11 protein-coding genes are annotated in these 12,737 nt (G+C 73.9%); 4 read left to right on the forward strand and 7 right to left on the reverse strand.

Going from position 1 to position 12,737, the window contains the following annotated elements; genetic code table 11:
• The first annotated feature begins 125 nt into the window (after window positions 1-125).
• Window positions 126-1,613 (forward strand): adenylosuccinate lyase, encoded by a 1,488-nt coding sequence (gene purB, locus ACFC2L_RS09210; RefSeq protein ID WP_375823988.1) that lies wholly within the window; start codon window positions 126-128, stop codon window positions 1,611-1,613.
• 101 nt (window positions 1,614-1,714) lie between these two features.
• Here the strand turns inward: purB and ACFC2L_RS09215 are convergent, their stop codons facing one another.
• The 3 genes from ACFC2L_RS09215 to ACFC2L_RS09225 are packed head-to-tail and all read right to left on the reverse strand — an operon-like array spanning window position 1,715 to window position 4,370.
• Window positions 1,715-2,818, reverse strand: a complete 1,104-nt coding sequence (locus ACFC2L_RS09215; protein WP_375823989.1) for a hypothetical protein — start codon at window positions 2,816-2,818, stop codon at window positions 1,715-1,717.
• Window positions 2,815-3,960 (reverse strand): hypothetical protein, encoded by a 1,146-nt coding sequence (locus ACFC2L_RS09220; protein WP_375823990.1) that lies wholly within the window; start codon window positions 3,958-3,960, stop codon window positions 2,815-2,817. Before ACFC2L_RS09220 ends, ACFC2L_RS09215 begins: the two co-directional genes overlap by 4 nt.
• On the reverse strand, window positions 3,957-4,370 hold the full coding sequence (locus ACFC2L_RS09225) for a PadR family transcriptional regulator (protein WP_375823991.1): 414 nt from the start codon (window positions 4,368-4,370) through the stop codon (window positions 3,957-3,959). The genes ACFC2L_RS09220 and ACFC2L_RS09225 overlap by 4 nt, the downstream gene beginning before the upstream one ends.
• Window positions 4,371-4,506: 136 nt before the next feature.
• On the opposite strand from ACFC2L_RS09225, the gene ACFC2L_RS09230 reads away from it, so the two are divergent.
• The 3 genes from ACFC2L_RS09230 to ACFC2L_RS09240 all read left to right on the forward strand — a co-directional run bounded on the left by ACFC2L_RS09230 (window position 4,507) and on the right by ACFC2L_RS09240 (window position 8,559).
• Window positions 4,507-5,850, forward strand: a complete 1,344-nt coding sequence (locus ACFC2L_RS09230; protein WP_375823993.1) for a glycoside hydrolase family 6 protein — start codon at window positions 4,507-4,509, stop codon at window positions 5,848-5,850.
• A gap of 295 nt (window positions 5,851-6,145) precedes the next feature.
• Window positions 6,146-6,601 carry an NUDIX domain-containing protein gene (locus tag ACFC2L_RS09235; RefSeq protein ID WP_375823994.1) on the forward strand — a complete coding sequence of 152 codons (456 nt, stop codon included), beginning with the start codon at window positions 6,146-6,148 and terminating at the stop codon, window positions 6,599-6,601.
• Between the two features lie 155 nt (window positions 6,602-6,756).
• A complete protein-coding gene (locus ACFC2L_RS09240) occupies window positions 6,757-8,559 on the forward strand; it encodes a hypothetical protein (protein ID WP_375823995.1) in 1,803 nt (600 codons plus the stop codon).
• 106 nt (window positions 8,560-8,665) lie between these two features.
• Here ACFC2L_RS09240 and ACFC2L_RS09245 read toward each other — a convergent pair whose 3' ends face one another.
• From ACFC2L_RS09245 to ACFC2L_RS09260, 4 genes are read right to left on the reverse strand one after another with little or no spacing between them, the layout of a single operon-like run.
• Window positions 8,666-9,601: a Ppx/GppA family phosphatase gene (locus ACFC2L_RS09245; protein ID WP_375823997.1), complete on the reverse strand. Its 936-nt coding sequence runs from the start codon at window positions 9,599-9,601 to the stop codon at window positions 8,666-8,668.
• 44 nt (window positions 9,602-9,645) lie between these two features.
• On the reverse strand, window positions 9,646-9,918 hold the full coding sequence (locus tag ACFC2L_RS09250) for a hypothetical protein (protein WP_375823998.1): 273 nt from the start codon (window positions 9,916-9,918) through the stop codon (window positions 9,646-9,648).
• Window positions 9,918-11,177, reverse strand: a complete 1,260-nt coding sequence (locus tag ACFC2L_RS09255) for a TFIIB-type zinc ribbon-containing protein (RefSeq protein WP_375823999.1) — start codon at window positions 11,175-11,177, stop codon at window positions 9,918-9,920. Before ACFC2L_RS09255 ends, ACFC2L_RS09250 begins: the two co-directional genes overlap by 1 nt.
• A 10-nt stretch (window positions 11,178-11,187) precedes the next feature.
• Window positions 11,188-12,375 (reverse strand): SHOCT domain-containing protein, encoded by a 1,188-nt coding sequence (locus ACFC2L_RS09260; RefSeq protein ID WP_375824000.1) that lies wholly within the window; start codon window positions 12,373-12,375, stop codon window positions 11,188-11,190.
• Window positions 12,376-12,737 lie beyond the last annotated feature (362 nt).

Genomic DNA, 12,737 nt, shown 5'->3' on the forward strand with positions numbered 1-12,737 from the left:
GCAACGTCCCTGGGGACGGCCACACCCCGCGCGACGCCCACCGGATCGCTCGCCCGCCCAGGACCGCGTGCCCGGACTGCGGGAGGCGCGGGCCGCCGTCGGGCACGCGTGGGAGAATCAGGGGCGTGCCCGAGAACCCTGCCGCAGACGCCCCTGCCCGCGTGTCGCTCGCCGAGGTGACCCCGCCCGTCGCGCTCGGACCGCTCGACGGCCGCTACCGCGCCGCGGTCGCCCCGCTCGTCGACCACCTCAGTGAGGCCGCGCTCAACCGTGAGCGCGTCCACGTGGAGGTCGAGTGGCTGATCACGCTGTGCAACGGCGTCCAGGCGGTCGACGAGAACGCGGTCCGCCCGGTCGTGCCCGGCGCGCCCCAGCTCTCCGACGCCGAGGTCGCCTACCTGCGCCGCATCCCCGCGACGTTCGGCGGCGACGAGATCGCCGAGCTCGCCGCGATCGAGCGCGAGACGGTGCACGACGTCAAGGCCGTCGAGTACTTCGTCAAGCGCCGCCTCGCCGCGGCCCCCGACGCGCTGGGCCCCGACACGGTGCTGCCCGGCGTCGGCGAGCTCGTGCACTTCGCGTGCACGAGCGAGGACGTCAACAACCTGTCCTACGCGCTCATGGTGCGCGGCGCCGTCGAGCACGTGTGGCTGCCCGCCGCGACGGCGCTCGCCGACCAGCTCGCGGACATGGCGCGCGAGCACGCGGACGTGCCGATGCTCTCGCGCACGCACGGCCAGCCCGCGACGCCGACGACGCTCGGCAAGGAGCTCGCCGTCCTCGCGCACCGCCTGCGCCGCCAGCTCCGCCGCATCGGCGCCGCGGAGTACCTGGGCAAGCTCAACGGCGCGACGGGCACGTACGGCGCGCACACCGTCGCCGTCCCGGGCGTGGACTGGCCGTCGGTGTCGAAGCACTTCGTCGAGGGCCTGGGGCTCACGTGGAACCCGCTGACGACGCAGATCGAGTCGCACGACTGGCAGGCCGAGCTGTACGCGGACGTCGCGCGGTTCAACCGGATCCTCCACAACCTCGCGACCGACGTGTGGACCTACATCTCCCTCGGGTTCTTCACGCAGATCCCCGTCCCCGGCGCCACCGGGTCGTCGACCATGCCGCACAAGGTCAACCCGATCCGGTTCGAGAACGCCGAGGCGAACCTCGAGATCTCCTCCGCGCTGCTCGACACGCTCGGCGCGACGCTCGTCACCTCCCGCCTCCAGCGCGACCTCACGGACTCCACGACGCAGCGCAACGTCGGCCCGGCGTTCGGCCACTCGCTGCTCGCGATCGACAACGTGCGCCGCGGCCTCAAGGCCCTCGCCGCCAACGCCGGCCTCATGGCGGCGGACCTCGACGAGAACTGGGAGGTGCTCGGCGAGCCCATCCAGTCGGCGATGCGTGCGGCGTCCGTCGCGGGCGTCCCCGGCATGGAGAACCCGTACGAGCGCCTCAAGGACCTCACGCGCGGCCAGCGCGTCGACGCGGCGCGCCTGCGCGAGTTCGTCGCGGGCCTCGGCCTTCCGGACGACGTAGCCCAGCGCCTCGCGAACCTCACCCCGGCCACCTACACGGGCCTGGCGGCCGACTTGGTGTCGGCCTACCTGGACTGACAAGACCGACGCCGAACACGACATGAGGGCCGTTATCCGATGGATAACGGCCCTCATGTCGTTCTCGTGAGCGCGCAGCGTCGTGGTCGGCGGCGGACGGGTCAGACGGCGGTCGGCTCGCCCGGGCGCGGCGCGTCCGGCCCCGGTGTCCCTCCCGTCGCGGCGAGCAGCGCACGGTGCGAGGCGCGCGCCTCGGAGAGCTCGTCGAGACGGTTGACGGCCCAGCGCAGCACGAGCGTCGCGGCGGTCGCGAGCCCGAGCAGGCAGAGGACGTTGCCGAGGTCCGCCGTCTGGATGCTCACGGTGCCGGACCAGAAGAAGGTCGAGCGGCTCAGCACCATCGCGAGCGCAAGCCCGCCGAGCACCGGGACCGCCTGGCGCGTCCGGCGCCACAGGAGGGCGGCGCCGAGGAGCAGGACGACCGGTGCGGCGAGCGCCTGGAGCGTCCACGAGGCCAGGGCGCCGCCCGACCACCACGGCGTCCCGAGGTGCGCCGCGTCGGAGTAGGTCGCAGCGACGAAGGCGCCGAGGACGAGCGCCATGGCGCCGACCGTCGCTGCCCGGAGCGCCACCGGCTCGGCGCCGACCCGGCACGTCCGCCGCGCGGCGAGCACTCCCGCGTACGCGACGAGCGCGAGAACCCACGGTGCGTCGAGGTACGCGGCATAGACGCTGCCCGCCGCGACCGACACGACGAGCGCCGCCACACCCGCCCCGGCGGCGAGCACCGCGACCACGAGGCCGACGCGTCGCGCGCCGACGAGCGTGAGGGCGACCGCGACGACCCACAGGGCCCACATCAGCGCCGTCGGGACGGTCGCCACGAGCGGCGCGTGGCCCTCCGTGCCCAGCATCGCCCGGACGATCGCGGCGGCGAACGCGACGACCCGCGACGCCATGACCACGAGCACGGCCGGGATCAGCACGAACAGCAGCCCGGTCGCCGCCCGTCGTTGGCGCGGCGTCGACCCCAGCGGCGCGAGCAGCCACTCCCGGGCGGCGGCACGCACCAGGTCCGCCCGCTCGGCGCGGGTCGGGCGCGACTGCCCCGGGCGCGCGCCGTCGAGCAGGTGGCCGAGCATCTCGGCCTCGTGCGCCCGCCGGTAGGTGTACGGGAAGAGCCGCAGGAGGCGGCGGTAGTCCCGTACGAGCACGGGAGGGACCAGCGGCTCCGCGACCGAGGCCGGGGCGTCTGCCGCGGTCATGCGGCGACCGCCGTGCCGGAGCCCGACGCGGCCAGGAGCGCGCGGTGCGCGGCCCGCGACGCGGCGAGCTCGTCGAGGCGGTTGACCACCCACCGGGCCACGATCGTGGCGGCGGCCGACAGCGCGACCGCCCCGAGCACGTTGCCCAGGTTCACGGCCGTGGTGTCGAGCGCGCCGGACCAGAAGACGTCCGAACCGCTGAGGGACAGTGCGGTGAAGACGCCGGCCAGCACCGGAGCGGCCTGCCGCACGGGGCGGACCGCCACCAGCAGCACCGCCACCCCCACGAGGATCACGACCTCCGCCGCCAGCGTGAAGGGATGGCCCGGGGCGGTGACCCAGACGCCCTCCTCCGCGACGACCGTCGCGCTGCGTGGCACGGAGACCGCGAGCGACACCGCCGTCAGCCAGAGCGCGGCGACACCCGCACGCGCGCCCAGGATGGGCCCCGTCTGCCGCGCCCGAGCGGCGACGGCCCCGAGGGAAGCCAGGAGGGCGACAACCCACCCGACCTCCCGGAACGCGTCGAACGCGCGCTCCGCCGCGACGAGCGAGCCGACCGCGACGACCCCCGCCGCGGCGGCGAGCGCGGCGAGCACGAGCCCTGTTCGTCGCAGGCGCGCGGCCAGGGCCACGACCGATCCGGCCCAGAGCAGCCACGCCGGGGCGAGGGGCACCGCGACGAGCGCCGTCGCGACGGCCAGCCACGCCGGTACCACCTGCCCCGCCGACTCGTCCCCCAGTGCGAGACCGACGCGCAGGAGGTCCTGCGACGCGGGGGCGGCGAGCACCGCCGTCAGCGCGACAAGCACGACGACGGCCGCCGCGGCACGCTGCCGCTCGGTCGGGCCCAGGGGCGCGAGGGTCCACTCGCGCGCGGCGGCGCGCAGCAGGTCCCACCGCTCGGCGCGGGTCGGGCGCGACTCTCCCGGCCGCGCGCCGTCGAGCAGGTGACCGAGCATCTCGGCCTCGTGCGCCCGCCGGTAGGTGGACGGGAAGAGCCGCAGGTGGCGGCGGTAGTCCCGCACGAGCACGGGGGCGACGAGCACGGTCGCGCCGGGCTCCGTCGTCGGGCTCGCGGCGCCCGGCACGTCGGTCCCGTCGCCCGCGGCGCGGAGGTGGCGCTCGCGGTCCCCGCTCATGCCGGCACCGCCCCGCCGTCGGCGAGGCCTCCCGCGACGCCGCGGGCGGGGCGCGCCGCGGCGCCGTCGCGCGCCACCGCGGACGCGCGACGCCGGGCACCGAGGCGTTCGAGCGCGCGGCGCGCCTGGGCCTCGGCGCGCTCGGCCTCGGCGGCGAGGCGCGTCCCGCCGTCCGTGGTGAGCCGGTAGTAGCGGCGCAGGCGCGAGTCGACGACCTCCTCGTGGTCGACCTCGACCAGCCCGGCGGCGACGAGCCGGTCGATCGCGCCGTAGAGCGTCCCGGCGCGCAGCGTCACGCGGCCGTCGGAGCTGGACTCGACGTCCTGCGCGATGCCGTACCCGTGCAGCGGACCGGCCGCGAGCGCGGACAGGACGAGGAACGCGGGTTCCTGGAGCGGTCTGGATGCCATGGCGACGACCATACCCTCGCGGCAAACCTATGGAGTACGACGCGCCGTAGCGCGAAACGTTTCGCACCCTCCCGGCCGCTCCCCGACAGTCCCTACCGTGGCGGTGTCCTGACCCCGAGGCGACGGAGCCCCGAGCATGAGACCGACCTCCCCCACCCGACGACCCCGTGCGGCGACGCTGGTCGCCGCCGTCGCGACCCTCGCGACGCTGGGCGCCACGGCGACCGCCGGCGCGGCGCTCGCGACGACCGGCGCGGCCGTGTCCTCGGCCGCCTGCACGGTCGACTACCGCATCACGAGCTCCTGGTCCGGCGGCTTCCAGGCCGACGTCACGGTCACGAACCTCGGCGCCCCGCGCTCGGGCTGGGAGCTCGCCTGGGACCTGCCGGCGGGCGAGAGCATCAGCCAGCTCTGGAACGGCACGCTCGGGCACGACCGCGGCCGGGTCACCGTGGGCGACGTGGGCTGGAACGCGTCCCTCGCCACGGGCGGCAGCGCCTCGTTCGGCCTCGTGGGCACGGCCGCGTCCGCTCCGGCCGTGCCCGCGAGCTTCACGCTCGACGGCGTCGCGTGCGGCGGCGACGCCCCGCCCGACCCCACCGACCCCACCGACCCCACCGACCCGCCCGAGACGCCGGGCGACGTGACGTTCCACGTGGACGAGACGAACCAGGCGTGGGAGGCCTGGCAGGCGGCGTCGGGCACGGACCGGGACCTGCTCGCGAAGATCGCTCGCACGCCGCAGTCGACGTGGATCACGGACGCGGACGCGCAGGTGTCGCGGGCCAAGGTCGCCGCGTTCACGAGCGCGGCCGCGGCCGAGGGGGCGACGCCGCTCCTGACGATCTACGCGATCCCCGGCCGCGACTGCGGCTCGCACTCGGGCGGCGGCACCGCCGAGGCGGCGTACCGGAGCTGGGTCGAGACGGTCTCGTCGGGCATCGTCGGCGAGCCGTGGGTCGTCCTCGAGCCCGACGCCCTCGCCCAGCTCGGCGACTGCTCCGGCCAGGGCGACCGCGTAGGCATGCTGCGCGACGCGGCGCGCATCCTGACCGACGCCGGTGCGCGCGTCTACGTCGACGCGGGCCACTCCGCGTGGCTGAGCCCGGCGACCGCCGCGGCCCGCCTCCAGCAGGTGGGCCTCGACGACGCCGTCGGGTTCGCGCTCAACACGTCGAACTACCGCACGACGGCCGAGTCGCGAGCGTACGGCGAGCAGGTCGCCGCGCTGCTCGGCGGTGACGTGTCGTTCGTCGTCGACACGTCGCGCAACGGCAACGGCAGCAACGGCGAGTGGTGCAACCCGCGCGGTCGCGCGCTCGGCGACCAGCCGCGCGCGGTCGACGACGGCACGCACCTCGACGCCCTGCTGTGGGTCAAGCTGCCGGGCGAGAGCGACGGGTCGTGCAACGGCGGGCCGCCCGCCGGACAGTGGTGGCAGGAGGTCGCGCTCGAGCTGGCGCGTAACGCGTCCTGGTGACCCGACGCGGTCGAGCATGACCCTGCTCGCCCTCGAACACGACATTGCTGCCGTTATCGCCCGGATAACGGCAGCAATGTCGTGTTCGGCGTTAGAACGGGGCGGGAACGGGCTGCGACGAGCAGGGTTCGCCGGTCGGTGTGACGATCGTCTGTGCCGGGCCTGGCCCGGCACGATCGCCCTTCGCCGGAACTGGGGCCGCGCGAGGGGCAGGCCCGACGGCGCGTGGCTCGCTGGGTGCGCCACGCGCCGTCGGGGGTCCTCGGACATCGCGAGCCGATGGCACAGTGGGGGCGTGACCCCGCACGACCTTCCCCGCACCGACCCGCCCTCCCCCGACCCCGCCGCCCTGCCGCCGCTGCGCACCGTCGGCTGGGTGAACGTCCGCGACGGGCGCCTGCTCGCCGTCCGCACGACCGGCAAGGACCGCTTCTTCATGCCGGGCGGCAAGGTCGAGCCCGGCGAGTCGGACGCCGAGGCGCTGGTGCGCGAGATCCGCGAGGAGCTGGGCGTGCGCCTCGACCCGACGTCGGTCCGGCCCGGCTTCGTCGCCGAGGCGCCCGGGCACGGGCTCGGCGGACGGGTCGTGCGCATGCACTGCATGTACGCGGAGCCGGTTCCCGGGTCCCCCGAGCCGGCGCCGAACGCCGAGATCGCCGAGCTCGCGTGGCTGACTCCGGCCGACGCGCACCGCGTCCCGCCGGCGGGCCGGATCGTCCTCGACCGGCTCACCGGGGTCCTCTCCGCCTGACGGCGGGCGGCCGGCGCCGCGACCGTCGGCGACGGTGGTCGCCGCGCAGAGCCGTGCAGCCCCATGGGGACCTCGCACCATGAGCCGGGCGAGACGCCGAGGCGCCCGCCCGCGTACGCTCCGGAGGCACGATCCGCAGCGACAGAGGGACGACCATGGGGTTCTACGGTGCCGACATCGGCGAGCTGCGCGCGCTCGCGCAGAGCCTCACGACGGCGTCCGAGGCGCTCACCACGACGCGCAGCACGCTGGACTCGACCGTGAGCGGTGCGCGCTGGGCCGGCCCGGACGGCGACGAGCTCCGCGGCCGCTGGTCCGCCGAGCTGGGCCCCGCGCTGGCCGCCGCGACCGCGACCCTCCGGGACGCCGCGGACAAGGTCCGCAAGAACGCCGACCAGCAGGAGAGCGCGAGCTCCGACGGTACGGGCGGCAGCGGCGGTCCGGGTGGCGGGCCAGGCGGCGGGCCCGGCTCCGGGGGCGGCCCGGGCTCCGGCGGCGGGCCCGGCGGTGGCGGGGGCGGCGCCTCGGGCGACGACAGCCCGGGCGGCCCCAAGGTCACCGTGAAGGGGGACCACGAGTCCGGCACCGACAACGGGAGCCTGGGCAACCCGGCGACCGAGGGCACCGACGCGAAGGTCGGGTTCGGCGTGACCCACGACCCGGAGAGCGGCGAGACCACGTACTCGGGCAGCGGCTCGCTCTCCGACTGGATGAAGACGACGAACGGGTCGAAGATCTCGTTCGGCGTCAACGGCGGCGCGGAGTACACGGTCGGCGAGAAGTCGGAGGACGGCTTCACCACGTACACGTCGAAGTCCGACGTGTCGATCGGCGTCGAGGGCGGCGTGGACAAGGGCGGCACGGGCGTCAGCGGCGGGTACACGACCGGCGTCACGTCCGAGTACACGGTCAAGGTGCCCGACGGCGCGGGCGTCACCGACCCCGGGAGCATCAACCCGTTCGACCCCCGGAGCATGCCAGTGGGCTCGTCGGTCACGATGGACGGCGGCAGCTACTCGGAGACCGAGCTCAACGCGGCGTTCCGCCACATCGCGGTCGAGTCCTCCGTCAAGGACGCGAGCGGCGTCACGAGCCTCATCGAGCGCACGGGCGACGACACGGTGCGCGTGACCGCGGGCCCCACCGAGGCCGTCGCGAACCACGCGGGGTTCGGCCTCGACTTCGACGCCGTGAAGGTCATGCTCGGCAACACGACGTCCCTCGACGGCGCGTCGCTGCGCAGCGCCGAGTTCGACCTGTCGACGCCGCAGGGCCAGGCCGCGTACGACACGTACCTCGTCACCGGCGAGATCCCGGCGGACCCGTCGACCGGCATCTCCGGCACCACGAAGATCGAGCGCGTCGAGTTCGACTCGACGTCGACCGTCGGCTTCGACACGCCCGTCGGGGGCGCGGAGTGGGAGATCGGCCAGAACACGGGGTCGCTCGTCGCGACGACCAACCCCGACGGCAGCACGGAGCAGCTCCTCACCGCGACGTACGGCGACCGCGGCGACTTCCGCATGTCGCAGGCGTTCGACGCCTCGGGCAACGAGGACCTCTCGGCGCGCACGTACTCGTACGACATCACGGCCGACGACATGTCGGCCCAGTACCTGAACATGCGCGAGTTCTCCGGCATCGACTCCCCCCAGACGATCCGCCCCGGCGACACCGTGACCATCTCGCTGACGCAGGACCAGATGGACCAGTTCCGGTCGACCTCGATCGACACCGTCAAGAACTACGAGTCCGTCGGGCCGCCCCCGGGCCAGGCCTTCACCACGGACTCGGACGGCAAGCCGCTCAGCTCCGAGCAGATCGCGTTCAACCTGGCCCGCGGCCCCCGCAGCGACCTCGAGCTGGTCCAGCTGATCTCCGACATCAACCAGGGCGCCGACGGCGACTACGCGAACGACGACGTCGCGGCGTTCCCGGGGACGGTCACGCGCCGCTGACGCGTCGAGCTCCCGTCGACCACGTCTCGTCGCGGGCTGGGCACCGAGCCGTTCCTGGCCGCGACGCTGCCGCTCCCGGACCGCGCGGTCGCGCCGGTCGTCGCGGTCAGAAGTGGTCGAGGCGGTGCAGGATCGCACCCTCACGCAGGGCCCAGGGGCAGATCTCGACCTCGTCGACGTCGAGCGCGCGCATCGTCTCGACGGCGACGACGCCGCCGGCGACGATCTGGAACGTGCGCTCGGGCGTGATGCCGGGCAGCGCGGTGCGGCCCTCCGCCGTGATGCGCGCGAGGCGCGGCACCCAGTCGGCGAGCTGTGCGCGCCGCATGCGCCACCGGTCGTCGGGACCGACGGACTCGACCTGCATGCCGGTGAGACGCGCGAGCGAGCGGAACGTCTTGGACGTCGCGACGACGTGGTCCGGCGCAGGGAGGGCCTGGAACGCCGCGACGGTGGGAGCGAGCGTCGCACGCACGTGCTCGCGCAGCGCCTCGACGTGCTCGGGGGCGGGCGGGTCGTCGGGCAGGAACGCCATCGTCGTGCGGCCCGCACCGAGCGGGAGGGACGCCGCGAGGTCGGGCTCCTCGTCGACGCCGGACGCGATCTCGAGCGACCCGCCACCGATGTCGAGGACGAGGAGACGCCCCGCCGCCCAGCCGTGCCACCGGCGCGCGGCGAGGAACGTCAGGCGCGACTCGTCCTCCCCGGACAGCACGCGCACCGGCTGGCCGACGCGCTCGCCGATCGCGGCGAGCACCTCGGGGCCGTTCGTCGCGTCGCGCAGGGCGGACGTCGCCATGGGCAGCATCTCGTCGACCGCAGACTCCCGGGCGAGCACCATCGCGTCGTCGACCGCGGCGAGCATCGCGGCCACGCCGTCGGGCGACAACGACCCGTCGGGCTGGAGGTAGCGCATGATGCGCACGACCGTACGCGCCCCCGCCGTCTGGACGGGCCGTGCCGTGTACGCGGCGTCCACGACCGCGAGGTGCACGGTGTTCGAGCCGATGTCGAGGACGCCGAGGCGCGTCGTGGTGCTCACCCGCCGAGCCTAGCGGCGCACGTCGCCCGGAGTGTCCTCGGTGGTCACGACCTGTGGTTCGCGCCCGACATCTTGCTGCTCGAGCTCCCGATGACCCGCCGCACGTGCGTGTCCTGCGCGCGGACGTCGAACGCGACGGACTTGGTGTCGCGGCGGTGGTCGTGCCGCTTCTCGGCGTTGCGGTACCGCGCAGCCATGAGGCCGTAGAAGACCGGGCCGGCGAACAGCAGCACGCAGGTGAAGAACACCTTGGCGCCGGTGTCGTCGCCCGACGACTCGGCCGCGAGGAGGATCAGCTCGGAGGAGAGGGCCAGCATCAGGTTCCGATCCAGAAGGCGAGCGCGGACACCGCGGCGACCAGCTCGACGAGGCAGGACACGGCGAAGAGCCGCCGGTGGTTGATCGGGACCGAGCCCATCGTCTCCCCCGTACGCCCGTTGACGGCGACGTAGTGGAGCAGGGAGCGGCCCTTGTCGTCCTTCTCGTGGTAGGAGTACAGCCAGACCGGCAGGTAGGCGGCCACCCAGCGCTCGCCCACGACGTCGAGCCTCTGGTCGTCCCAGCGCACGCCGCGGTCGTAGAACTCGATCATCTCCCGCGCGCGCAGCCGCGCGATGTCCCGCGTCTGGTTCAGCGCGAGGTCGCGGACCTCCGCGATGTCCGTGTCCCGCTTCTCTGCGGTGAAGCCGGAGAGGTAGCGGGAGTCGTAGCGGACCGCGTTCTCGACGTCGAACGGCAGGATCGTGTTGATGACGTTGTTCGTGCGGTCCTCGTTCTCGTGGTCGCGGCGGTCGGCGGAGGACTCGACCGTGAGGTCGTCCACGTGCAGGGTGAACTCGCGCACCACGTCGAACACGTCGAAGTCGTAGCGGGTCTCCTGCGTCGACTCGCCGTCGCTGTTGCGGACGGTCACCGTGTACTTGCGGACGAGGTGCTCGCCCTGCCCCGCGAGCCGCGCCGAGGTGTTGAGGTCGGTGACGAGGTACGGCATGTACACGCCGACGACCGTCTCCGGGGCGAACTCCTCACGGAACCGGGGGTGGGCGTAGAAGCGGCGCCGGCGCACGAAGTCCCGGATGTGCCCGACCGCGTGCTCCTTCGGGACGCTGAAGGGCAGCAGCACGTCGGGCACCGCACCGTTCGCGACCTGCTGGTTCATCGACAGCACGCTGCGGCACCAGTGGCACCGGGCCTGCGTGCCGTGCGCCGTGTCGATGACCACGTCCGCGCCGCACCCGCCGCAGCGGAACGTGAGGACCTCGTCGACGTCAGGCACGATGTCCGCGCTGCCCGAGCCGATCACCATGCCCTGCAGCGCCCCGATGTTGCCGTCGAGGCCGAGGTCGGCGAGCGTCTCCGTGCCCGACCACGTGAACCGGCAGAACACGCACGTCAGGGTGCCGCGCGCGACGTCGTAGGAGACGTCGGTAGCCCCGCAGCGCGAGCAGCGGACGAGCCCGTCCTTGGCGCCCGTGTCGGTGCGGACGACGCTCGGGCCGCCGTCGGCGGGTACTGCGGGGCCGGATCCGGGGAGGGGGACACCGTCCGGTACCGGCCCGGTGGGGTGGCTGGTCATCGTGGGGACCTCAGAGCCCGAGGACCTTGGCCTTGGCGGCCTCGTAGTCGGCGTCCGTGATGAGGCCCTGGTCGAGCATCGCCTTGAGCTGCGTGAGCTTCGCGACCGGGTCCTCGGCAGGCGCGGCCGCAGGGGCCTGCGGCGCGACCTGCTGGACCGGCTGCTGCAGCCCGGCCATGGCACCGCCCGCGGCGTTCATCCCCATGCCGAGGAAGGCGAGGTTGGCGCCGCCCCCAGCACCGCCCGGGTTCTCCCCGGCGGCCTGGATGCCGCGTGCGGCGGCCTGCTGGAGGAACGAGTTCCCGCGGGCGCCGGCGAGCGCGTCGGCCTTCTTGACGTCGCTGAGCAGGGCGCGCGTGTCCTCGTCGTACTCGATCGCGGCGAGCGCGACCTTGACGATCATGAGGCCGCGCTGCGAGATCCACTGGTACCCCTCCTCGACCGCGCCCGCGAGGGACTGCGCGAAGCCGACGGAGTCGCTCTGGATCCGCGTGATGCGGTTGCCCTTGTCCGGGTCGTTCGTGTAGCTCGAGAACGCGGCGGCGAGCGAGCCGACCACCTCGGTGAAGAGCTGGCTCGCGGCGTCGTTCTCGAGGTCGGAGAAGTCGAAGACCCGGGCGTCGGCGCTCAGGTAGGTGAGCGGCACGAACTGCTTGACGAAGAGGATCGGGTCCACGATCCGCATCGAGTAGGTCCCGCGCGTCACGGCGCCGACCTGCGCGCCGAGGTACGCGTCGTTCCAGTAGATCTCCGACTGCGTCCCGAACCGGTTGTTCGGCAGCTCCTTGAGGTTCACGTAGAACCCGAGCTGCTGCGAGCCCGGCTGGCCGCCGAACTTGAAGCGCTCCCAGGTCGTCGTGACGAGCGGGCTGAGGATCCCGTCACCGGCGAAGATCGACTGCGAGTTCTGGTCCGTCGAGGTGAAGACGTATCCGCCCGGCTCGGCCACGAGGCCCGTGAGCGCACCGTCCTGGAACGTGAGCAGCGCGTACCCCTCGGGGACCACGAACCGGCTCCCGTTGGTGATGATGTTCGAGGAGCCCTTGGTGTTGGACCCGCGACCCGCGTTCTGACCCTGCGCGACCGCAGGGAACAGCGCCGCCGTCGGCGCGAGGCCGCTCGGCGGGGTGAGGAAGTCCTTCCACTGGTCCGCGAGCGTGCCGCCCAGCGCACCGGCAAAGGCCTTGATGAATCCCATCGTGCTCTCCGTCGACTCGGGCGGTCGTGCCGCTCGTGACCTGCTTCGTCCCGGCGGGGACCGCCCCCCGCCTTCGCGGGGAGCGTAGCGCCTCGGGCGCGCGCCGGAAGCCTTCGCCCGGTATCCGGTCACCATCTCACCCGGTCAGGTCTCGGAGGTCACGCCCCCGACCAGGCTCTCGTCGTCGGCGACCACCACGCGCCGCTCCGCACGCGCCAAGGCGACCGACTCGGCCCGGGCCGGTCCAGGACACGGCGCCGGACGGCACTGCCAGCAGGGTCAGGACCGTACCGAGCATCACGACGACAGCGCACGCTCGCAGAACACGGGACGGTGCTGGAGCCAGTGATCGAGGACGGGAT

Source organism: Cellulosimicrobium sp. NPDC055967 (assembly GCF_042269845.1).
In the GTDB taxonomy this organism is placed as follows: Bacteria; Actinomycetota; Actinomycetes; order Actinomycetales; family Cellulomonadaceae; genus Cellulosimicrobium.